The following is a 22,449-nucleotide window of genomic DNA, read 5'->3' on the forward strand; positions in this document are numbered from 1 at the left end:
AACGATGGGAGACAGCCGATGCGGGATCTCAACGACCTGTATCTCTTCGCACAGGTGGTCGATCATCAGGGCTTCGCCCCGGCGGGCCGTGCGCTTGGCATGCCAAAATCGACGCTCAGCAGGCGCATTGCCCTGCTGGAGGAGCAGCTTGGCGTGCGCCTCATTCAGCGCTCCACGCGGCGCTTTTCGGTGACGGAGATTGGTCAGAGCTACTACAGTCACTGCAAGGCGATGCTGATCGAAGCGGAGGCCGCCCAGCAGGCGATCGACCTGAACCGCTCGGAGCCGCAGGGGGTGGTGCGCATCACGTGCCCGGTGGGCATCCTGCACGCGCGCATAGGCGCAATGCTCGGCGACTTTCTCGCATCGACGCCGCGGGTGACTGTCCATCTCGAGGCAACCAATCGTGTCGTCGATGTGATCGGCGAAGGCATCGACGTGGCCGTACGTGTGCGTCCGCCGCCGCTGAAAGACAGCGACCTCGTGATGAGGGTGCTGGGCGAGCGCACCTGGTGCGTCCTCGCGAGCCCGGCGCTGCTTCAGCGGCATGGCGTGCCCGAGGTGCCGGCGGACCTGGTGTCCATGCCGAGCCTCGACTTCGGGCCGGCGTTCGGTGAGCATGTCTGGCAACTCGACGGACCAGCTGGCCAGCAGGCAACGATCTGTCATACGCCGCGCTTCATGACCGATGACATGATCTCGCTAAAGCAGGCCGCCGTTGCGGGAGCGGGTATCGTGCAGTTGCCGGTCATGATGGTGTCGGACGAGCTGGAACACGGGACGCTGGTACGCGTCATTCCATCATGGAGGCCCAAAAGCGGCATCATTCATGCCGTGTTTCCGTCCCGGCGTGGCCTGCTGCCTTCTGTGCGATCGATGATCGATTTTCTTGTGATGCGGTTTCGGGAGATTGACGAAATCTAGCCAAACGGTTGCGACAATTTCTCCATCCCGGACAGCTCGGGAACGTGCCGAGCCACGATTTCGGGCTTGGGGTGGTCGAACGCATCTGGCACTTCGACGGACCGGCGGGCGAACGGGCGGTGATTCCCATATGCCGTGATTCGTGACTGGCGACATGATCGAGCTGAAGCTGGGCAGGCTCGCGCGCATCCTTGCTTCATGGGAACTCCGCGGTGGTTTCATGCACTCGGTGTTTCCATTATGGCGCGGCCAGCTTCCTCTGGCGGCGGGGTGGCGGCCTCCAGATTGCCAGGGTATTTGCGAATATTCGAACATTTAAGTGGGATCTATTGTTGCGTCTATGGCAGCTGGATCAAGCTGCTTTCCGCATTCGTCGATTCAAGCAAGCCTGGAGCCGTAATGAGAAACATGACCGAAACCGAGCTGACCGATGTCGTGCTCGAACGCTATGCGAGCACGCCCGATGCACGCCTGAAGATGATCCTGCACGCACTGATCCGGCATCTGCACGCGTTTGCCAGCGAGGTTCGGCTTACCGAGGACGAATGGCTGGCCGGCATCCAGTTCCTGACCCGCACGGGACAGATCTGCGACGACAAGCGCCAGGAGATGATCCTGCTGTCCGACAACCTCGGGCTCTCCGCGCTGGTGAACATGGTGAGCGCGGGCGTGCCGGAAGGCGCGACCGAATCGACGGTGATCGGCCCGTTCTACGTGCCGGACTCGCCGCAACGCGAGTGGGGCGAATCGGTGCTCCTGCGTGAAGGCGATGACCCGACGCTCGTGATTCGCGGCCACGTGCGCGGGCCCGACGGCGAGCCGGTGCCCGACGCGACGATCGAGATCTGGCAGACCGACGCGAACGGCCAGTACGACATCCAGGATGCGTCACAGCCGGAAAACAACCTGCGCGGCTGGTATCGCGCACGGCCGGACGGTGCGTTCCTGCTGAAGACGATCCGCCCGACTTCGTATCCGATCCCGACCGACGGGACGGTGGGCGAGCTGCTGCGCGCAACCAACCGTCATCCATTCCGTCCGGCGCACGTGCATGCGATCGTTTCGGCACCCGGCTACCGGAAGCTCGTTACCCATCTGTTCGACGCCGAGGACACCTGGCTCGACTCGGACGTCGTGTTCGCGGTGAAGTCGTCGCTGATTCGCAAGTTCGAGCGCAACGAATCGGCCGACGATGCCGCGCGCTGGCAGGTGCGCGCGCCGTTCTGGGAGCTGCACAACGACTTCGTGCTGAGCCGCAACGGGTGACGCGATGTACTTCCTCGTCTTTGCCGGCGACTGGCCCGATGCCCACGCGCTGCGCTCGCAGACCAAGGCGCGTCACAGCGCGCATCTCGATGCGGGAGCGCCGGGCGTGCGGGTGCTGCAGAGCGGGCCGTGGCTCAACGGCGAAGGCCGGGAGGCGGGTTCGTTGCTGATCGTCGAGGCTGGCTCGCAGGAGGCAGTTGAGGCGTTCCTGCGCGCGGACCCATACTTCGAGGCGGGCCTCTTTGCGCATTACGCGATTCATCCGTGGGTCTGGCGGCGCGGCAATCCCTTCGTGCCGCATGCGACGGGCGCTGCGGATCAACCCGAACGAGCGGGGAAATCATGAACGTCCTCTGGATTGGTTACGGCAAGATGGGTGAACCGATGGCGCGCCGCGTTGCGGCGGCGGGCCACGTGCTGCGGGTGGATGACATGAGTGCGGTACGCCGGGGCGCTGCGCGCGCCCACGGCTTCGCGCTTGCCGAAGCAGCCGCCGCGAAGGACGCCGCGCTGATCGTGTCCTCGTTGCCGAACGACGCGGCCGCGCGCGCGGCGTTTGCGACGCGCGACGGTGTGCTCGCGCACGCGAGGCCCGGCACGGTGCTGGTCGAGACAAGCACGATTTCGGTTGGCGCCTCGGCAGCCATTGCAGCGGCGGCTGTCGAAGCGGGGGTCGGCTATGTGCGCGCACCGGTGTCGGGTTCGGTTGCCGCCGCGAGCAGCGGCACATTGACGTCGTTTGTATCCGGCCCCGCGCAGGCGCTCGACGTCGCAAGACCGGTTATCGGCGCATATGCGTCGACGCTCGTCGAGGTCGGTGTCGCCGATGAGGCGCGCGTGATGAAGCTCGCGATCAATCTGATGGTGACGACGCTCGTTGCGAGTCTCGGCGAGGCGTACGCGCTGTGCGCGAAGGGCGGCATCGCGCCGGACGTGGCGCTGGAGGCGATCGGCGCGAGCGCGATCGGTTCGCCCCATCTGCGCCTGAAGGCGCAGGCTCTGGCGCGCCGCGACTTCACGGCGACCTTTACGGTCGCGCAGATGCGTAAGGACGTGCAGTTGATCGGCGACGGCGCTCGCGGGTTAAACGTACCGGTGCTGCTGGGCGCGGCGGTCGAGCAGTTGATGAGCGCGGCCGAAGCGTCCGGCTATGGCGACGAAGACTATCTCGCGTGCGCAAAGGTGATCGCGACGATGGCGGGCATGGCGCTCTGACGGGATGTCGTGCAGGGGATCCCGAGACTGGAATTTAATTTGCATACCGAAATCATGACGAACGATGCTACGACCGACGTGCGGCAGACGATCCGCTGTCTCGAGGATGAACGCTATGCCGCGATGTTCAGCAAGGACATTGCGACGCTCGACCGGCTGCTGGACGAGGGCCTCGTCTATATGCATTCGAGCGGCGTCACCGACACGAAGGCGAGCTATCTGGGCGGGCTCGGTTCCGGGTTGTGGGACTACCGCGGGGTCGAGCGCGACGACGTGCGGATCGACGTGGACGGTGACGTGGCGCTCGTGTTCGCGAAGCTGACGATTGAGCTCGTCACGAACGACGCGCATAAGTCGTTCGCGACCCGGGCACTGGCGGTCTGGCACCGCAAGGGTGAAGCCTGGCGGCTCCTTGCCGTGCATTCGGGTGCATTGCCGCCCGCGGGCTGACGCGCCAGCCGGTCCGGGCACGTGCCGGCTTCGCTGTCGGCAATATGATTCGCATGACTAACTATGAGCGTGACTGCTGCCGGGCGAAGCGTGAGGCCGCGCATCGAACCGTCCAGAAGTGGCGCCGCGACAGAAGGAATCCCGGCCGCATTGGGTACGCCTGGACATGACGTGCCGCACTTCGCGTGCGGCCTGGCGGCACCATAAGACGCATCAAACAGGAAAAGAACATGGAACTGAGTCTTAAGGGACGTGTGGCGCTCGTGTCGGGCGCAAGCAAGGGCGTGGGCAAAGGCGTGGCCAGGGCGCTGGCGGCTGAGGGCGTGAACCTCGTCCTGCTCGCGCGTGGCGCAGCGGAACTCGAGGACGCCGCGCGTGAAATCGCCGACGAGTCCGGCGTGCAGGTACTGCCGGTCAGCGCCGACGTGACGCAACGCGACGACGTGCATCGCGCTGGCGTGGAGGCGCGCGAGCGCTTCGGCACGGTTCACATTGTCGTCAACAATGCCGGCGCCGCGATCCAGCGGCGCGATCGCGAAATCATGTGGGACGACGACGACTGGCAGAAGCTGGTCGAAATCAAGAGCCTTGGCGCTCTGCGCGTGATCCGGGAATTCCTGCCGCTGATGCCGAACGACGGCACGGGGCGGATCGTCAACATCACGGGGGCATCGGGTGTGATGACGTGGATGCCTGCCTTGACCTACGGCCTGAACAACGCAGCGCTGATTCACGTGACCGGCTATCTCGCCGCCGATCTGGCGAGTCAGAAGATCACCGTCAATACGGTCGTCCCGGGTCTCGTCGGCACGGAGTGGCGGCAGGAGTGGGCGCGTTCCATGGCGAACCAGGCCGGCAAGCCTGTCGACGAGTGGTTGCGCGACTTCTGCATCAGTAAAGGCATTCTTTCGGGGCGGTGGGCCGAGGTGGAGGAGGTGGGGAGCATGGTGACCTACCTCGCGTCCGATCAGGCGCGCTACATCAACGGCGCGCGCTTTGCGGTCGATGGCGGGCTCACTGCGAACGTTCGTTGAGCAACGGTGTGGAATATTGACATGTCCATCAGACGGGTAGTCCTGAAGGGCGCGACGGTCATCACGATGGATCCGGCACTTGGCGATCTCCGCTGTGCCGACTTGATGGTCGACGGCGAGCGCGAGCGCGCGCTCGAACTGCTCGGCAGCCTGGGCCTGGCCGCGCGGGCGGACGATGCGTGCGGGACGCTGTCGCAGATCGAGCTGCGCAAGCTGGAGCTCGCGCGCGCCCTGGCGGTCGAGCCGCGTCTGCTCGTCGCCGACGAGGCGATGGCCGGACTGTCCGCCGAGGAAGTCGACGAGGTCCTGGAGATCCTGCTCGCGCTTGCCGGACGTGGCATCGCGGTAATCATGATCGAGCACATCATGCGGGCGATCATGCGCTTTTCGCAGCGCGTGCTGTGCATCGTATCGGGCAAGCTGATCGCGGACGGCGTATCTGCCGATGTGGTCAGGCATCCCGAAGTTCAGAGGGCCTACATCGGTGACTAGTCCCTCGTTACGCAACGTGGTGGCCGGTTACGGCACCGTCAACGTGCTGCACGGCGTCTCGCTCGACGTGCCGGGCGGCGAAATGGCCGCGCTGCTCGGCACGAACGGCAATGGCAAGTCGACCCTGATCCGCGCGATTCTCGGCATCGTGCCCGTGAGCTCGGGCAGCATCGTGCTCGAACAGGACGGGCAGCGCTGGCCGCTGCACGAGATGCGCACTGAGGCGATCGTCGATCTCGGCATCGGTGTCGTTGCCGAGGGGCGGCGGCTGTTCGGCAACCTGAGCGTGCGCGAGAACCTGCTGCTCGGTGCATGGCGGCGCGCGGCGCGGCGTCTGCGCGAGCGCAATCTCGACGCGGTGTTCGAGGCGTTTCCGGTGCTGCGCGAGCGCGCGGGGCAGCTTGTGGGGACGATGAGCGGCGGGCAACAGCAGATGGTCGCGATCGGCCGCGCACTGATGACAGCGCCGCGCGTGCTGCTCGTCGACGAGCCTTCGGTGGGACTCGCGCCGGCCGTCGTCAAGGAGACGCTCGCGCAGATCGCTCGTCTGAAGACCACACTCGGGCTCACGGTGCTGATCGCCGAGCAGAGCTTTCATCAGGCGACGGCGATTGCGGATCGTGCGTACGTGATCGCGCACGGCGCAATCGTGATGTACGGCGACGACATCGCTGCGGCGGGCAGCGGCGATGCGGTAAGGGAAATCTATCTGGGTGCCTGAAACAGGGCAACAGAAGCACGCGAGACGGCCCGCAACAATACGAACCCTGATCCGAACAAGGAGACGAACCATGACACAACGAACCCTGATCCGCAACGCGAGCGTCATCAGCGTGGACCCGGCGATCGGCAACGCCGACGCATGCGACGTGCTGATCGACGGCACGCGGATAGCCGCAGTGGGGCGTGCGCTCGAAGCGGGCGACGCACGGGTGATCGACGGCACCGGCACGATCGTGATGCCCGGAATGGTGGACACGCATCGGCACATCTGGCAGACGACGCTGCGCAACATTGCGGCGGACTGGACGCTCGACCAGTACTTTGCCGGCGTGCGCGGCCAGCTCGGCGAGCATTTCCGCGCGGAGGACATCTACATTTCGAACTACGCCGGCGCGCTGGAAGCGCTCAACGGCGGCGTGACGACGGTGCTCGACTGGTCACACAACATGAACACGCCCGAGCACACCGATGCGGCAGTCGAGTCCCTAAAGGCTACGCACGGCCGCTTCGTGATGTGTTACGGAAACTCGAACGAGGAGTGGCTGCCGGTCAGCAGCCTGCCGACTTCGCGGGACGTGCGGCGCGTCAGGGCGCAGCACTTCTCGTCGCCGGACGATCTCGTGCAGCTCGGCATGGCGCTGCGCGGCCCGCAGTACGCGACCAAGGAAGTCACGCTCGACGACTGGGCGCTTGCGCGCGAGCTCGGCGCGCTGATTTCGGTGCACGTCGGCGACGGCGCCTGGGGCAAGGGCCGCCCGGTCGAATGGCTTGCGCAGAACGGCTTGCTCGGTGAAGACGTGATTTGCTCGCACTGCAACTCGCTTGCCGACGACGAATTCCAGATGATGGCTGACTGGGGCTGCGCGGCGTCGATGACGCCGGAGATCGAGTTGCAGATGGGGCACGGCTGGCCGGTGACAGGACGTTTGCTGAAGGTCGGAATGCGGCCGACACTCGGCATCGACATCGCAACCTGCAATAGCGGCCACCTGTTCCAGGTGATGCGTACGGTGCTGCTCGTCGAGCGTGCATGGGCGCACGATCGCGCGGATCGCGGCGGCGAGACGGTCGAGCGGCTCCCGGTCGACACACAGCAAGCGATCGAATTTGCGACGATCAACGGAGCAACGGCGCTGCGGCTCGATCATCGAATCGGCTCGCTGACGCCGGGCAAGGACGCGGACATCGTGATGATCCGCGCCGACAACCTCGAAATGGCGCCGCTGAACAATCCGGTCGGCGCAGTCGTGCTGGCCGGACATCCGGGGCTCGTCGATTCGGTGTGGGTCGCGGGGCACGCGGTGAAGCGCGAGGGACGGCTTGTCGGCGTCGACCAGCAGAAGGTCGTGCGCGACCTTACGCGTTCGCGCGACTACGTGCTCGCGAAGGCGGGCGTGCAGCCTGGCGAACGATTCATTCCCGCGCCGTATCAGCCGCGCTGAATGCGGGCTTGGTCGAGCGTGAACGGACTAGTGGTTCGAATGGCTCAATGGAAGACGCAAAGTGCAGACTGATTTCCTGATCGTCGGCGGTGGCAGCGCGGGCGCGGCGCTCGCAGCGCGCCTGTCCGAGCGGCGCGACTGGCGCGTCATACTGGTCGAGGCCGGCGCGGATACGCCACCGGACGCGATGCCGGCCGACATCGACGATCCGTTTCCGACATCGACACTGAATCCTGGGTATTTCTGGCCAGGTCTCGAAGCCACGATGGGTGCGGGCGCCGTATCGCGTCCCTATCCGCAGGCGCGCGTGATGGGCGGAGGCTCGAGCATCATGGGGATGTTCGCGCTGCGCGGCCTGCCATCGGACTACGCGCGCTGGCGCGAAGCGGGCGCGAGCCGTTTCAGCTGGGAGGAAGTTACAGCGTGTCATGCCCGTGCGGAAAACGATCTAGACCGTGCCGACCGCGAAGGCACACGGCACGGCGCCAGCCCGATCAGCCGCTTGCCGCGTGCGCAGTGGCCGGGCTTCGTGCGGCGACTCGAACGCGCGGCGGCATCACTCGGCTACGAATACGTCGACGACATTAACGCGACAGCGGCCGACGCGTTCTTTGCAATGCCCGCCACCTCCGACGGCCGCGTGCGCTCGTCGAGCGCACGTTGCTATCTGACGCCGGCCGTGCGGGCCCGCGAGAATCTGACGATACTCGCCAGCACGACGGTCACGGCATTGCGTTTTGCGGGCCGTCGCGTCGTCGGCGTCGACACGTTGCGCGAGGGCGTGCCGCTGACGCTCGACGCGCGCGAAGTGATCGTCAGCGCGGGGGCGATCCATACGCCAGCGCTGCTGATGCGCTCGGGCATTGGTGACGCGGACGCGCTCGTGCGGCTCGGCATCCGGCCACTTGTCGAGCGGCGCGGCGTCGGGCGCAACCTGCAGAACCATGCGTACCAGTTTTTTGCGGTGACGCTGCCGCGCACCGAGCGGCTGGCCGCGCGGCAGCGGCGCTTTGCTGTGGCGGGATTGCGCGCGTCGTCGGGGTTGCAGGGCTGCCCGACGGGCGACCTGATGCTGTTCGCGCTCGGGCGCGTGAGTCCGCGCGCATTCGGCGTCGACGTCGCGATGCTCGGGTCGGCGCTGTACGCACCGTTCTCAAAGGGGGCGGTGACGCTCGCGAGCGCTGACCCGCAAGTGCCGCCGCGCGTCGACTTCGGGATGCTCCATGATCCGCGCGCCGCGCCGCGCGCTCTGCAGGCGGCGCGGCTCGCCGAACGCCTGTTGTGCTCGCCCGCGGTGGCGGCGGGCTATGGCGACGCGTATCTGCTGCCAGCCGGGCTCGCGGTCAGCCAGTTTTATCGCCGGGGACTGTCGGGCGTGCTGTACGCGGCGGGTGCGAAGGCGGTGCTGAGCGGGCCGCGCTCGCTGCGGCGGCGAGCATTCATGCATGCGCTGCCGGACGCCACGCCGCTTGCCGACGCCGCCGGCGATGTCGCGATCAGCGACGCGCAACTGCTCGCGTCGCTTGCGCCGATGGGTCATCCGGTCGGCACCTGCACAATCGGCGACGAGCGCGATCCGTTTGCGGTGGTCGACGACGACTACCGTGTGTATGGCGTCGACGGACTGCGCGTCGTCGATGCGTCGGTGATGCCGGTGATTCCGAGCGCGAACACGCATCTGCCGACGCTGATGGTTGCCGAGCATGCGGCGGCAAGGATGCTCGGCAAGGCGGCGGAGCAGACGGCAACTCAGGCGTTCGCGCAAGCACCCGGTGAGCAATCGTGGGCGCGAACGAGACGGTATGCCGGCCGGCGCGCCGATGGAAGAACAACTTGTCACTTACAACACGCCGGCCTGTGAGCCCGATCATAACGGGGTAGGTGGCCGGAAAAGACTCAAATAATGGAAACGTATAACAGCGAAAAAGCAGCGAATGAGCGGGATGAGGTCTGGTCACGGGGAATCGTCGAAGGACTCGTCTGTCGAGAAGGCGACCAGCCATGTCGTGCCGCGTGCACAGATGGTGTTCGCGCCGTTCGTGTAAGTGCCGACTGCGCTGGTGGTCGTAGTAACGACTGCGGCGTTCATCTGGATGCACCCACGCCCTGAGCGCATGGTTGTGTTTCATCCCGATGCGGACGATCAGGATGGCGCCGATGCCCAGACACACCCGCGAGGCGCTTCAGGCAAATCGTTGGCGGCGCGTGCGAACGGATTCGTGCTCGATATCGACGCGACAATCCTGATCCTGATGATGGCCGGGCTCGCCCATCATTACGCTGCTCGTGTCGAGCGCGGGCGGGCATTGGGCAGTCCAGGGACCGTTTGTGCTGCCGGCAGCGCTTGAACTGCACGCACCGGTCGCGCGCACGGCAATGGCGGTCGCGATGGCCGAAAACGTGTCGAACATGTTGCAACCGTTCTGGGCCGTGCCGCTGGTAGCGATTGCCGGAATCCGCCTGCAGCGCGTGATGGGCTATACGTTCGTCACGTTCGTGGTATCGCTCGTGATCTATGGGGCGGCGCTCTGGCTGGTGTGAGGCGCCGCTGATCTTCCGGTTGCCGCCCGGCTCGTTGCGGCAGCCGGGCCTCCCTGGGACGGTACCCTTCAGCCCGCGCTTTGAGCCAGCTTGAATGACATGGAATAGCTGAAGCGGCTCGCCGGGTGCACACCCGTTGTCGCTTCGATGACCTTGTCGCGCACGAAGTAGGTCCGCACGATGCGCAAGCCCGCCGAGCCGCTCGCCACCTGCAGCGTGTCGGCGACGGCCCCTTCGAGCAGCAGCCCTTGGATTTCCTGTTCGACGCGCGTGACCTTGATGCCGTACTGCTCTTCGATCATCGTGTAGACCGGCTTGTCGAGCGTCTTCGAGAGCCCCGTCAGCTTGCTGTACTCCGCGTTCACGTAGATGCCGACGAGGGCGATCGGCTCGTCGGCGCCCTGTCCACCGTAGCGCACGCCCTCCAGGTGCAGCCACTTCGTGCCTGCGGCGCAGCGCAGCAGCGCGGTCTGCGACGCATCGGCCTGCAACGTGCGGCGAGAGCTTACGCGCAGGCACGTTCCTTTCGCGTAGAGGGCGAGGTCGGAAAGTGTGTCCATCGACTGTACATAGCGCGTCTGCGGGCGGTCCGCGAGGACGGTCGTGCCAACGCCGGCCTGCCGCGTAATGAGTCCGAGATTACATAGCTTCTGGATGGCCTGGCGCACGGCGTAGCGGCTCAGGCCCCACTGCGCGCATAGCTCCGCCTCCGTCGGCAGCATGTCGCCGACCGCGAAGCGCCCCTCCCGGATGTCCTGCATGAGCGTGCGGGCAAGGTCGACATGGCGAGGCTGCGGCACGTCGAACATGGGGGCTTCAGGCGCGTCGGTGATAGGCGTCATGGCGTTCGGGACGAGAAGCGGCGCGCGGCGGCCGCGATGGCGACAGTATAGCAGTCGCCTCCAGGGTAAGCACGAATGTTCGAACAATCGAATAAACATAGAATGTGACTCGAGGAGCCGGAAGTTCCGGGCTCCGCGAATTCCGGAGAATCCTGCATGTACCCGATCGATTTCCTGTGGCGCGCCGCCCACCGCTATCCCCGCCGCACCGCCATCGTGAGCCCTTACGGCAACCTGACGTTCGAGGCGCTGGCCGCCGAGGTGCTACGGCGAGCGGCTGCCCTCGCTCGCCTCGATCCGCTACCGCGCAGCCGCGTGGGCATCGGCGCGGCCAACTCGGTCGATCATCTGCTCTCGCTGCTCGCCGTGCTGGCGGCGGGCAAGGTATGGGTGCCGCTGAATCCGCGCAACGGAGACCCCGAGCTGCGCCGGATCGTGGAGTTCGTCGCGCCGTCGCTCGTGCTGGCCGACGACGCCATGCTCGAACGCCTCGCCGGCGTTCCCGCGCCGCTGCGCCCGCTCCGCGATCTCGCCCGTGGCGATGGCGATACCTCCGTCGTGGCGTTCGGCCCCTATGCACGCGGCGGTGTCAGTGTCGAAGACGCACAGGCGATCAAGTTCACGGGCGGATCGACAGGCATTCCCAAGGGCGTGATCCAGCCGCTGCGTGCCTGGAATACGAACATCGCGACGCAGATCCACGAACTAGGCCTCACGCCGGACGACCGCTACCTCGTCGCCGCTCCCATCACGCACGGCACCTCGACCTATATGCTGCCGCTGCTCGGCGCGGGCGGCGCGCTCGTCTTCCCGGAGCACGCGAAGCCCGCCGGACTGCTCGACGCCGCGAGCGAGCATGGTGCGACGATTTTCTTTGCGCCGCCCACGCTGATCCTTGCACTGAGCGAAGAGCAGCGCCGCGCCCCGCGCGCGCTGCCGGCGCTGCGCTACCTCGTCTACGGCGGGGCGCCGATGCGGCCGGAGCAGATTCGTGATGCGCAATCCGTATTCGGGCCTGTCCTCTGCACCTCGTTCGGACAGACGGAGGCGCCGCAGATCATCACGTTCCTGCCGCCCGCCGAGATGACGGGTGAACGCCTTGCCTCGGTCGGCCGGCCGACGCTGCTCACGCGCGTCGCGATCCTCGACAAGTCGGGCCAGCCGCTCGGGCCGGGCGAGGAGGGCGAGATCGCCGTACGCGGCGGCCTCGTGATGAGCGGTTACCTGAACGCCGAAGAGGAAACTAACAAGACAATTGTGGACGGCTGGCTGCGCACGGGCGACGCGGGCGTGTTCGACGAGGAGGGGTATCTGTTTTTGCGGGATCGCATCCGCGATGTGATCATCACGGGCGGCTTCAACGTTTATCCGGGCGACGTCGAAGTCGTGCTGTCGAGCCATCCGGCAGTGGCTGACTGCTCGGTGGTGGGGGTGCCCGATGCGAAGTGGGGCGAAGCCGTGCATGCGGCCGTGCAGTTGCGTCCCGGCATGTCCGTCGAGGCCGACGAACTCGTGGCGCTCGTGAAGCGCGAACTCGGCTCGGTCAAGACGCCGAAGTCCGTGCATCTGTTCGACACGCTGCCGCGCAGTGCGGTCGGCAAGGTGCTCAAACCCGCGGTGCGAGAAGCGATCCTGAACCTGGGGAGCGAAGCGTGAGCGCAATGAACGACACACAGACGCCGCGCACGACGCTCTGTCACTACACGACCGATTCGGTCTACTACGGCGACGCCGATCTCGTGCGCGACCTGCTTGGCCGGGCAAGCTTCATCGATGTGTTCATGAAGCAGACCTTCGGCCGTGTGCCGACCGCGGGCGAACGCCGGATCGTCGATGCGGTGCTGGTCACCCTGATGGAGCACGGCATGACGCCGAGCGCGATTGCCACGCGCATGATCTACGCGAGCTCACCGGAAAACCTGCAGGCGGGCGTTGCGGCGGGGCTGCTTGCGGTAGCCAGCCGCTTCGTCGGCACGATGGAGCCGGCCGCGCAGCTGCTGGGCCGCGTCGCCGCGAGCGGGGACGCCTGGGCGGAAGCGGCGCGCATCGCCCAGGACTACCGGGCACGGCGCGAAGCCGTGCCGGGATTCGGACACCACCTCCACAAGCCCGACGACCCCCGCGCCATCGCGCTGCTTGCGCTGGCGCGCGAGGTCGGGACGTACGGGCCGTACTGCGAAGCGCTCGGTCATCTTGCCGCCGCTGTCGATGCCGCCGCGGGGCGGCACATCACGATCAACGCCACGGGTGCGATTGCGGCCCTGCTCGGCGACATCGGCATCCCGACCGCACTGATGCGCGGATTCGCGGTGCTGAGCCGCGCGGCAGGGCTCATCGCGCACATCGCTGAGGAGCAACGCGACCCCTCAGGTCGCTTCATCTGGGACCTGGTCGACACGGCAATGACGGACGTCCCGTCCGCCGGTTGAGCGACCCGCCACCACTCGCGCGAGCTCGCGCCACTGCATCAAACATGAAGGAGACGACCATGACCGAAGCACAAGAAGCCATCCTGCGCCACCATCACATTACGCTGTGCGTGGGATCGGCGCAGCACGACTACGATTTCCATACGAAGGTGCTCTCGCTCAAGAGCGTGAAGAAGACGCTGATCTACGACGGCGTCGCGCCGTTCTACCACCTTTACTACGGTAACGACCTCGGCGAGGAAAGCACGCTCATCACCTGCTTCCCGGTTGCGCACTTCGGTCGCAGAGGGAAACGCGGCGCGGGGCAAATCGCAGGCCTGTCGCTCTCGGTGCCGGTTTCGTCGATCCCGTTCTGGGAGAAGCGATTGCGCGATCACGGCTTCGAGGTGAAGCGCTCGGAGCGCTTTGGCGAACAGGTTCTGTCTTTTTCCCATCCCTGTGGCATTCCCTACGAGATGATCGGCATCGCAGACGATGCGCGCAAGCCCTGGTCGAACGGAGAAGTGCCGGCGGACCTCGCGATTCGCGGCCTGCACACGATCAGCGTGAACGTACGCGAGCTCGAACCCTCGCAGGAATTCATGCAGCAGGGCTGGAGCGCGCACGAAGTGGCGCGTGACGAAACGCACACGCGCTTCGCATTCGGCGAAGGTGCGGGGCATCCGGGCCAGTTTGTCGACTACGTGCTCACGCCGGATCTGCCGCAGGCGAGCTGGACCTATGGCGAGGGCATCGTGCACCACTGCGCGTTCCAGGTGAAGGACCGCGCGGTGCAGGACAAGGTCAAGGCGAACCTCGAGGGGCTTGGCTTCACGGATACCTCAGAGCGCAAGGATCGTGGCTACTTCGAATCGATCTACGTGCGCACGCCGGCCGGCGCCATGTTCGAGGCAACCGTTTCGAAACCGGAAGCATTCCTGATCGACGAAACGTACGAGGAATTGGGATCGAAGGTGCAGATTGCGCCGCAGTTCGAGAGCCAGCGCGAGACGATCATCGCCTCGCTCGAAAAGCTCGAATTCTGAGCCGGAGCGATGCGTCATGTCGAATGCCGATCCGCATCTAACCCTGCCCCTACAGGTGTATGGCTGCGCGCCGCGGGATGCCGCGCTGGCGGTCATCCTGGTGCATGGGCGCGGGCAGTCTCCGGAATGGATGTGCGACGCGGTCGTGCGCCGCTTCGGCCGTGACGACCTCGTCTGGCACGCGCCGGCGGCCGCGGGGCAATCGTGGTACCCGCAGCGCTTCATTGCGCCGCTCGAAGACAACGAGCCGCACCTCTCGCACGCGCTGGCGGCCCTCGACGCGCTCTCCAGCACGCTGCGTGAGCAGGGCTTTCCGTACGAATCGCAGGTGCTGGTGGGATTTTCGCAGGGCGCGTGCCTGTGCAGCGAGTTCGTGTGGCGTGCGGGGCGGCGCTACCGGGCACTCGTCGCGTTCACGGGCGGGCTGATTGGGCCGCCCGGCATGCACCGCGACATCGTTCCCGGCGTATTCGACGGCATGCCCGTGTTGCTCTCCACATGGAATGACGATCCCCATGTGCCCGCACAGAGCGTGCATGAAACGGCGCAGCGCTTTGCCGAGGCAGGTGCGCATGTGACCTTGAAGATCGAGACAGGCATCGAGCATGGCATTCGCGATGCCGAAATCGCGTACGCGCGCGCACTGCTCTCCGGTCGTCAGCCGTAAGCGCAAGACATAGAGAAAAGGGTAGTGACCATGCAAACTTTCGTGTACGAAACGCGTGCGGCCCGCGTTGTCTTTGGTCCGGGCAGCCGTCACCGCTTGATCGGGGAATTGGAAAAGCTCGGAATGCGGCGCGCGCTCGTGCTGACCACGCCGGAACAAACCGGTATCGGCGAGCAGGTTGCCGAAATTCTGGGCGAGCGCAGCGCCGGTGTTCACGGCAAGGCGGTGATGCACGTGCCGCTCGAGGTAGCGCGCGAGGCCATCGAGACCGCTCGCCACCTTGGCGCCGACGGTTGCGTGGCGATCGGCGGCGGCTCGACGATCGGTCTCGCGAAAGCGGTCGCACTCGAATCTGGCCTGCCGATCATCGCCCTGCCCACGACCTACGCTGGGTCCGAGATGACCCCGCTGTATGGCATCACGGACGACGGCCTGAAAAAGACCGGACGTGATTGGCGCGTGATGCCGCGCAGCGTGATCTACGACCCCGAACTGACGTTGACGCTGCCGGTTCCGCTCAGTATGACGAGCGGGATGAACGCGATCGCGCACGCGGCCGAGGGCCTGTACGGCCACGACGGCAACCCCGTCTACAGCCTGATGGCCGAAGAGGGCATTCGGGCGCTCGCGAGCGCGCTGCCCCGCCTGCGCGAGACGCCCCTGGGGCTCGATGCGCGCAGCGACGCGCAATACGGTGCCTGGCTGTGCGGGGCGGTGCTGGGCAACGTGCAAATGGGACTACACCACAAGCTGTGTCATACGCTGGGCGGGTCCTTCAATCTGCCGCATGCGGAGGTTCACACGGTGATCCTGCCATATGCGCTTGCCTATAACGCGTCGGCCGCGCCGCAGGCGATGGCGCGCATTGCCCGCGCGCTGGGCAGCGAGACGGCCGTCGCGGGCTTGCGTGCGTTGAGCGCAACGCTCGGCGTGCCGCGCTCGCTGCGTGAACTGGGCATGCCGGCGCAGGGGCTTGATCGCGCAGCGGACTTCGTGGTCGAGACACCCTACCCGAACCCTCGGCCCTTCGAGCGTGGTGCGGTCCGCGAACTGCTGCAGCGGGCCTACGAAGGCTCCGAGCCGGTTTGATCCGTTTAATTCTGTATTCATGGCCACCGTACGAATCATCGGAGCCGAGGCATGTTGATCGAGCACCGCGTCTACACCCTCGCGCCGGGTACCGAAGCATCCTTCTGGGACGCTCAACACGAGCGCGGCGAGCATGGTCTGCGTCCCATTCTCGATCGATTGATCGGCGCGTATGCCGCGCGCAGCGGTACGAATGACCAGATCGTGAGCCTGTACCGCTACGACAGCTTTGAAGACTGGCAGACGCGCCTGTTCGGCCTGTACCGGCATGCGCAGCTTCAACCGTATTTTCGTGCGGTGAGGCCATTGATCAGATGCCAGGAAAGCCGGTTTCTCGCACCTGCTCCGTTGCCCGAACTGACGCCTCTGTGGGGCAACGGCGGTCGCGACTGGCTGCCCGCGCATGGGCCTGCTTTCACCTCGTCGCGAGCCACAAGCGTGATGGAGGAATTGACGCTGACCTTTGCCGCAGGCGGCGTTCCGACATGCTGGGAAGCGATGGCGCGGCACGGCCTGACCGAGGACGCCGTCGTCATGACCGGGTTGTGCGCGGGGTTCAGCACCATTGCCGGCAAGCTCAATCAGGTCTTGCTGTACTGGCAGCATTCCGGTCTCGACGCTTGTTTGCTTCAACGCCAGCACCTGCGGGAGTCGGCTCGCTGGAACGATTTTCTGCGCGAGCTTGCGCCGGTTGACGTCCACGCCGAAGGCCGGCTGCTTGTGCCGTCCACGGTGGCGGACATGTCGCCGCTATATCCCCAAGACTGAATACAGGAAGCGCTTTCGGGCGCTTGCCTGCCAATGGGTACACGGGGCGAAGAGCCGCATTAATAGTTTGTTTTACTAATAAAAACTACTGCGAGAATTTCCTCTTTCTCAGAAGATGAATAATACGCAGAACCAGAGATTTATCTTGGAAATACCCGCTTTCTGCCTCGGTGGGCGTCGATCTCAGGATTTTCGGTACTTGAGATGTTCTTGGCAAGCGTTGCATTTTTTCGCCTGGATCTCTTCTTTCGATTGGTGAAAGGGGCGCCACGGGTACATCACGGTTCCCGCTTAACTTTTTATGGAGGTGTCGCTAATGGAACGTAAATTGGCTTCCGGATGGGATCTCGCTTATGAATGGAGAGCGGTCGCGCTGCTATCCTTGGGATTCGGATTGGTCGGTGTTGATCGCTTCATGATCATGCCGCTGTTTCCGGTCATGATGAAAGACTTGCATCTGGACTATCAGGATCTTGGTCATATCACTGGCGCACTATCCGTGGCATGGGGAGTCTCCGCGCTTTTCATGGGCAATCTGTCGGATCGTATCGGCTTCCGAAAGGTCATCATACCGGCGCTCGTCATTTTCTCCGTGCTCGCGGGAATGAGTGGCCTGGCCTCCGGAGTGGGCATGCTCATCCTGATCCGGGCATTGCTGGGGCTGGCTGAAGGTGCGTACACCCCCGCTAGCATTGTTGCGACCATTGACGCATCCTTGCCGGCACGTCAAGGGCGAAATACCGGTATCCAGCAAGGCGCATTTCCGCTGTTGGGTTTGGGTCTTGCACCTATATTCGTTACCCAATTGCTCAAGGTCCTGCCGTGGCACTGGATTTTTGCTCTCGTGTCGGTTCCGGGACTGGTGGTCGCGTTCCTGCTATATAAGACGCTGCGCAACACTTCTGCTTCGGCTGCCGTGGCGCACACCTCGACGCCGGATGCATCAACGCACCGATGGACCGATGTGTTTCGCTACCGCAATATTCCGCTGAATATCGTCGGAATGTTCTGCTGGGTGACTTGCCTTCTGGTCCTGGGTGCCCTGTTTCCGAGCTACCTCATCGACTACCTTCATCTGAGCATGGAGGAAATGGGATTCGTGCTGTCGGCAATCGGGTTTGGCGGAACACTGGGCGGGCTCGCACTGCCAGCGCTGTCGGACCGTCTTGGTAGAAAACCCGTGATGATTCTGTCGGTGATCGGCGCAGGCATCTTTTTGCTGTTGCTGATAAATACCGGGGCAGCGCCCACAAAGCTGTTCATCTGCCTGATGATGACCCTGTTCTTTGTGTTTGGAATGATCTTTCTCACTGCCGGTCCCTTGAGCGCAGAAGCGGTGCCGGCCAGTCTGATGTCCACCGCGGCAGGAATCGTCATTGGCGTTGGCGAGATCTTTGGTGGTGGCTTTGCTCCCGCACTGGCCGGCTATGTCGCGCAGCACTTCGGTATTCAGTACATCCTGGATCTGGCAATGGGGGCGTTGGCAGTGGGACTCGCCGTGGCCATCAGTCTTCGGGAAACGGCGCCTACCCGCACAGCGGCACAAGCGATGGCCGCAGGTACTCAAGTACAGAAAGGCCGCCTTGAGGCTTGATGCTGTCATGTCTAGCATTGGAATACCTGTTTCAGGATCTGAATAAAATATTATTTCGCGTTAATTATATTAACATTACTAATTAAATAAATTATAAATAGAACCTTTATCGTTTCAAATTCGCATATCTAACAGATGATTTTATGGTGTGAGCAGAGAATCTTAATGAGTATCTCTGCGGAGTAATTTATTCTGTCTAACAGGAGACATGATGGAAACCAGGCCAATGACGGATGAGCAGCGCAAAGTGATCGCGCTCGAATATTTCAAGCGTATGGACAGGGGAGAAAATATCCTTGACCTGTTCGACGACAACGCCGAGGTCTATTTCCCCAAGTGGGGCATCGCTCGCGGAAAAGGTGAAATCGAGCGGCTTTTTGCTGATCTCATGGGAATTCTCGTCGGTGTTTCGCATGAGATCTCCTTTGCGAACTTCATTCAGCAGGGCGACATGGTCGTGGTCGAAGGACTGTCGAGCGGAAAGATGAAGGACGGTATCGAATGGCGCGCCGGCACGACCTACGCCGGAAGGTGGTGTGATGTTTTTGAGATCCGCAATTTCCGGATTCAGCGGTGTCACGTGTACCTGGATCCCGACTATGCCGGCGCGGATATCGCCCGTTATCCGTGGCTTGGTGGCGGGCGCACAACCCGCTACTAGGCAGGAGCTCGGGAAATCGAAAGTCGGGAGCCGACAACGCGAGGCAAGGTGCGGTGAGATTCAGGTAGCGCCAGGAACAAATTCATAAAGGTATGGCCGCGCTCGACGCGGCGGGTGAGGAGGCAGGAGATGTCAGGAAAAAGAAGCATTGCATCTGCGGTTTCGATTTTTTTAATAGGATTGCTTAGCAGTAGCGTAGCGGATGCGCAGAGCAGCGTAACACTATTTGGAGTGCTGGACGGCGGTCTGCTGTATACGAGCAAGACGCTAAATTCCACAACCGGGCAGAACGCCGGCAAGCAATTTGGGGTATTTGATGGTGAATCGTACTATTCACAGTTCGGCTTGGTAGGTACGGAGGATCTCGGCGGGGGATATAAGGCGAAGTTCCGGCTTGTGAGTGCGTTCAGTATGGCCGATGGTGGACTTGCTCACTGCAATGGCAATCTCTTTGGCTGTGAGGCGTGGGTGTCGATGGAGGGACCGCCCGGCGAGTTAAAACTTGGTCTTCAGTTCTCCCCGTTCTTTAATGCCGTCTATGACACGGATCCACGCAGTCTTTCGCTGTTCGGCAGCGGGGCACTTCCGCTTGTGGATAATGTGCTTGGCACGAGCATCTTCAACGCCAATGCAGTGTCCTATACCAGTCCTGTTCTGGCGGGATTGCAGGGCAGTGTGATGTACGCATTCGGCGGGGAGGCGGGTAACTTTCAGGCCGGCAGGCAGTACGCGGCACGTTTGAAATACCAGCTCGGTGGCCTGAGCGTCAATGTGGCGTTCTACGACGGCAACAGCGGTGGTACTGTCCAGACACCGATACCGACCACAGTGCAGTTTGAGGGCCGTCTGTTGGGCGTTGGATACCAGTTCGGTTCGCTGACCGCGAAGGTATCGTTTGTCAACTACAAGGTCGCCGGATCGTTCAACAACAATGTCTATGGCGGCGGTCTTGCCTGGTATGTGCTGCCTGCGCTGGACATCAACGGTGGGGTATGGGTGACGAGCGATCGTAACCGGACGACCAATCATTCGATTCTTGCGGCCTTGGGCACGGACTATTCGCTGTCGAAGGCGACCAAACTGTACGCGCAGGTGGGCGTCGTGAACAACCACGGCGCGATGGATACGGGCCTGTCTCTGAGTGGAGCGTTGTACGGAGTGCAAGGCACGACGGTCGGAGCGGTTCTCGGTATTCAGCACCTTTTCTGATGGTCTGGGCACCGGTCCGAAATAAAAAGTGCCGATGCAACGCGTCGATACGGCACGGCTGTGCCGTTGGTAACTCAAGGGGTGAAACAGAATGCGGTATATCAACATGATCCGGTGCGCAGTAGCCGGGTTAGTCATGACGGGGGCTGTCGTGGGGCACGCCCAGGTGGCCGGAAGTGACGTTGAACTGAACCGCCCCGGGATTTCCGGAGGCTCCAGTTCTTGAGAAAATGGAGCTATGGAAAACACCAAGAAGAAGTCCCCAAGGTACTCGCCGGAAGTTCGTGAGCGGGCTGTGCGAATGGTACTGGAACATCAGGGCGACCACGAATCGCAATGGAAAGTGATCGCCTCGATCGCAGCGAAGCTGGGCTGCTCGGGCGAGACGCTGCGTAGCTGGGTGCGCAAGGAAGAGCGGGATCGGGGTTTGCGCCCGGGCGCGAGCACGCAGGAGCAGGATCGGATCAAGGAACTGGAGCGGGAAGTGCGTGAGCTTCGGCAGGTCAATGAAATCCTGCGCAAGGCGTCAGCGTATTTCGCACAGGCGGAGCTCGACCGCCGACCGAAGTGATGATCACGTTCATCGATGATCATCGGCACGTCTACGGGGTCGAGCCGATCTGCAAGGTGCTGCCGATCGCACCGTCGACGTACTACAAGCACGTGGGCCGCCGCGCCGATCCTAGCCTGGCGCCACCGCGGGTCCGGCGCGACAGGATGCTCAAGGATGAGATCCGGCGCGTATGGGAAGAAACTTCCAGGTCTATGGTGTGGACAAGGTCTGGACGCAATTGAAGCGGGAAGGCATTGTCGTGGCGCGCTGCACGGTCGAGCGGCTGATGAAGCAGATGGGCCTGCGCGGTGTGGTGCGGGGCAAGACGGTACGCACGACAGTGAGCGATGGTTCGCCGTGCCCGAAGGATCTCGTGAAGCGGCAATTCACGGCTGAACGGCCCAATGCGCTGTGGGTGTCAGATTTTACCTATGTATCGAGCTGGCAGGGCTTCGTCTATGTCGCGTTCATCATCGACGTGTTCGCCCGACGCATTGTCGGCTGGCGTGTGTCGAGTTCGGCGCGCACTGACTTCGTTCTGGACGCACTGGAGCAGGCCTTGTACGAGCGACAGCCGGTGCAGCAGGACGGGCTGATCCATCACAGCGACCGCGGCGTGCAATACGTATCAATCCGCTATACGGATCGGCTGGTCGAGGCTGGCATCGAGCCGTCAGTGGGCAGCGTGGGCGACTCCTACGATAACGCACTGGCTGAAACGATCAACGGCTTGTACAAGGCAGAGGTGATCCATCGCCTCGGACCGTGGCGCAATCCGCAGGCCGTTGAAATGGCGACGCTCGAATGGGTTGACTGGTTCAACAATCGTCGGCTCTTCGGCCCCATCGGCAACATTCCACCTGCCGAGGCAGAAGCCGCTTATTATTCAAAACTCGCTGGGTCCGCCATCGCGGCGTGACTCAGGCAAAACAGCCTCCGGGAAACCCGGGGCGGTTCAAGTCGATTCGGTGCGAGGAAGACGGCAAGAAAACGTTGTCGATGTTCTCTGCCGCCTGAGTTCTTTTTTGGCCAACGGTCTTACGGATTGACGATTGTTATTGTGCTTTTAATGTTGCAACGCTGTTTCCATTCAGCCGGTCCCTCGCCGTTGGCCTGCACGTTTTGCTTGCAGGCCAATCGTCGCTTAGCTTCGAGGAGATCGTCCGGGTACAGGGTGTTGCTGGTGATATCGGGGCGGTATCCAACAGCCTTCAGATCAATCACCTGCTGTCGGACTTCGGCGCGGGTCAGTGGTTGAGGTCCGTCTATGTAGTTGGGTGACGATTGTGCAAAGGCTAAGGGGCTAGCGAACAGCGCACTTAAGCCAGCGATCTTGATGCCGCATTGTAGATTCATATTCCCTCCGTCGACGTGGGCAATGGTTGACAACGGGACTGCCGAAGGCTACGGAAGTATAGACCCCGATTCCAAATCAGCAAGGATGGGGCAGCGGTGCGATGCTTCCGGGCGCCCGAAGCATTATGTGGCGGTGCATCAGTTGCGGCCTCTCGTTGTGCGTCCTTCC

At 63.4% G+C, this 22,449-nt stretch carries 22 protein-coding genes, 1 pseudogene and 1 other annotated feature; of the genes and pseudogenes, 21 read left to right on the plus strand and 2 right to left on the minus strand.

Annotated features, from left to right (window positions below; translation table 11 throughout):
- Nucleotides 1-18: 18 nt before the first annotated feature.
- From P5W99_RS37565 to P5W99_RS37615, 11 genes are all read left to right on the plus strand, one after another.
- Nucleotides 19-924, plus strand: a complete 906-nt coding sequence (locus tag P5W99_RS37565; protein WP_434666774.1) for a LysR family transcriptional regulator — start codon at nt 19-21, stop codon at nt 922-924.
- 399 nt (nt 925-1,323) lie between these two features.
- The gene (locus P5W99_RS37570) at nt 1,324-2,190 is read left to right on the plus strand and encodes a dioxygenase (protein WP_434666777.1); all 867 of its coding nucleotides are present in this window, start codon (nt 1,324-1,326) and stop codon (nt 2,188-2,190) included.
- A 4-nt stretch (nt 2,191-2,194) separates the two neighbouring features.
- Nucleotides 2,195-2,536 (plus strand): YciI family protein, encoded by a 342-nt coding sequence (locus P5W99_RS37575; protein ID WP_434666779.1) that lies wholly within the window; start codon nt 2,195-2,197, stop codon nt 2,534-2,536.
- Entirely contained in the window at nt 2,533-3,405 is an 873-nt protein-coding gene (locus P5W99_RS37580; RefSeq protein ID WP_434666782.1) for an NAD(P)-dependent oxidoreductase, read from the plus strand. The genes P5W99_RS37575 and P5W99_RS37580 overlap by 4 nt, the downstream gene beginning before the upstream one ends.
- Before the next feature lie 54 nt (nt 3,406-3,459).
- The gene (locus P5W99_RS37585) at nt 3,460-3,855 is read left to right on the plus strand and encodes a nuclear transport factor 2 family protein (protein ID WP_434666785.1); all 396 of its coding nucleotides are present in this window, start codon (nt 3,460-3,462) and stop codon (nt 3,853-3,855) included.
- A gap of 230 nt (nt 3,856-4,085) precedes the next feature.
- Complete coding sequence (locus P5W99_RS37590; protein WP_434666788.1) at nt 4,086-4,889, plus strand: SDR family NAD(P)-dependent oxidoreductase; 804 nt, start codon at nt 4,086-4,088, stop codon at nt 4,887-4,889.
- A gap of 21 nt (nt 4,890-4,910) precedes the next feature.
- Nucleotides 4,911-5,381, plus strand: coding sequence for an ATP-binding cassette domain-containing protein (locus P5W99_RS37595; RefSeq protein ID WP_434666791.1), 471 nt, complete (start codon nt 4,911-4,913; stop codon nt 5,379-5,381).
- Nucleotides 5,374-6,102: an ABC transporter ATP-binding protein gene (locus tag P5W99_RS37600; protein ID WP_434666794.1), complete on the plus strand. Its 729-nt coding sequence runs from the start codon at nt 5,374-5,376 to the stop codon at nt 6,100-6,102. Before P5W99_RS37595 ends, P5W99_RS37600 begins: the two co-directional genes overlap by 8 nt.
- 70 nt (nt 6,103-6,172) lie before the next feature.
- The gene (locus P5W99_RS37605; protein WP_434666796.1) at nt 6,173-7,546 is read left to right on the plus strand and encodes an amidohydrolase family protein; all 1,374 of its coding nucleotides are present in this window, start codon (nt 6,173-6,175) and stop codon (nt 7,544-7,546) included.
- Nucleotides 7,547-7,607: 61 nt separating this feature from the next.
- Nucleotides 7,608-9,407, plus strand: a complete 1,800-nt coding sequence (locus tag P5W99_RS37610; RefSeq protein WP_434666799.1) for a GMC family oxidoreductase — start codon at nt 7,608-7,610, stop codon at nt 9,405-9,407.
- A 425-nt stretch (nt 9,408-9,832) separates the two neighbouring features.
- Nucleotides 9,833-10,087, plus strand: a complete 255-nt coding sequence (locus P5W99_RS37615) for a TIGR00366 family protein (RefSeq protein WP_434666802.1) — start codon at nt 9,833-9,835, stop codon at nt 10,085-10,087.
- 68 nt (nt 10,088-10,155) lie between these two features.
- Here the strand turns inward: P5W99_RS37615 and P5W99_RS37620 are convergent, their stop codons facing one another.
- Nucleotides 10,156-10,929, minus strand: a complete 774-nt coding sequence (locus P5W99_RS37620; protein ID WP_434666805.1) for a GntR family transcriptional regulator — start codon at nt 10,927-10,929, stop codon at nt 10,156-10,158.
- Between the two features lie 156 nt (nt 10,930-11,085).
- Here P5W99_RS37620 and P5W99_RS37625 point away from each other — a divergent pair, with 156 nt between their 5' ends.
- The 10 genes and pseudogenes from P5W99_RS37625 (at nt 11,086) to P5W99_RS37670 (ending at nt 21,843) form a co-directional block, all read left to right on the plus strand.
- Nucleotides 11,086-12,585: a class I adenylate-forming enzyme family protein gene (locus tag P5W99_RS37625; RefSeq protein WP_434666808.1), complete on the plus strand. Its 1,500-nt coding sequence runs from the start codon at nt 11,086-11,088 to the stop codon at nt 12,583-12,585.
- Nucleotides 12,586-12,590: 5 nt separating this feature from the next.
- Nucleotides 12,591-13,358, plus strand: a complete 768-nt coding sequence (locus tag P5W99_RS37630; protein WP_434668381.1) for a citryl-CoA lyase — start codon at nt 12,591-12,593, stop codon at nt 13,356-13,358.
- 59 nt (nt 13,359-13,417) lie between these two features.
- Nucleotides 13,418-14,383: a VOC family protein gene (locus tag P5W99_RS37635; RefSeq protein WP_434666811.1), complete on the plus strand. Its 966-nt coding sequence runs from the start codon at nt 13,418-13,420 to the stop codon at nt 14,381-14,383.
- Between the two features lie 16 nt (nt 14,384-14,399).
- Nucleotides 14,400-15,050 carry an alpha/beta hydrolase gene (locus P5W99_RS37640; RefSeq protein WP_434666814.1) on the plus strand — a complete coding sequence of 217 codons (651 nt, stop codon included), beginning with the start codon at nt 14,400-14,402 and terminating at the stop codon, nt 15,048-15,050.
- A 30-nt stretch (nt 15,051-15,080) separates the two neighbouring features.
- A complete protein-coding gene (locus P5W99_RS37645) occupies nt 15,081-16,139 on the plus strand; it encodes a maleylacetate reductase (protein ID WP_434666817.1) in 1,059 nt (352 codons plus the stop codon).
- A 54-nt stretch (nt 16,140-16,193) separates the two neighbouring features.
- Nucleotides 16,194-16,907, plus strand: a complete 714-nt coding sequence (locus P5W99_RS37650) for an NIPSNAP family protein (protein ID WP_434666820.1) — start codon at nt 16,194-16,196, stop codon at nt 16,905-16,907.
- Between the two features lie 316 nt (nt 16,908-17,223).
- Nucleotides 17,224-18,501: an MFS transporter gene (locus tag P5W99_RS37655; protein ID WP_434666823.1), complete on the plus strand. Its 1,278-nt coding sequence runs from the start codon at nt 17,224-17,226 to the stop codon at nt 18,499-18,501.
- A 211-nt stretch (nt 18,502-18,712) separates the two neighbouring features.
- A complete protein-coding gene (locus P5W99_RS37660) occupies nt 18,713-19,162 on the plus strand; it encodes a nuclear transport factor 2 family protein (protein WP_434668384.1) in 450 nt (149 codons plus the stop codon).
- Between the two features lie 129 nt (nt 19,163-19,291).
- On the plus strand, nt 19,292-20,371 hold the full coding sequence (locus P5W99_RS37665; RefSeq protein ID WP_434666826.1) for a porin: 1,080 nt from the start codon (nt 19,292-19,294) through the stop codon (nt 20,369-20,371).
- A 238-nt stretch (nt 20,372-20,609) separates the two neighbouring features.
- Nucleotides 20,610-21,843, plus strand: a pseudogene (locus P5W99_RS37670) (IS3 family transposase).
- Nucleotides 20,900-21,016: a sequence feature (AL1L pseudoknot), on the plus strand. It overlaps the preceding pseudogene by 117 nt.
- A 119-nt stretch (nt 21,844-21,962) precedes the next feature.
- Here P5W99_RS37670 and P5W99_RS37675 read toward each other — a convergent pair.
- Nucleotides 21,963-22,280: a DUF4148 domain-containing protein gene (locus tag P5W99_RS37675; protein WP_434666829.1), complete on the minus strand. Its 318-nt coding sequence runs from the start codon at nt 22,278-22,280 to the stop codon at nt 21,963-21,965.
- Between the last annotated feature and the right edge of the window lie 169 nt (nt 22,281-22,449).

The organism is Paraburkholderia sp. A3BS-1L (assembly GCF_051125215.1).
In the GTDB taxonomy this organism is placed as follows: domain Bacteria; phylum Pseudomonadota; class Gammaproteobacteria; order Burkholderiales; family Burkholderiaceae; genus Paraburkholderia.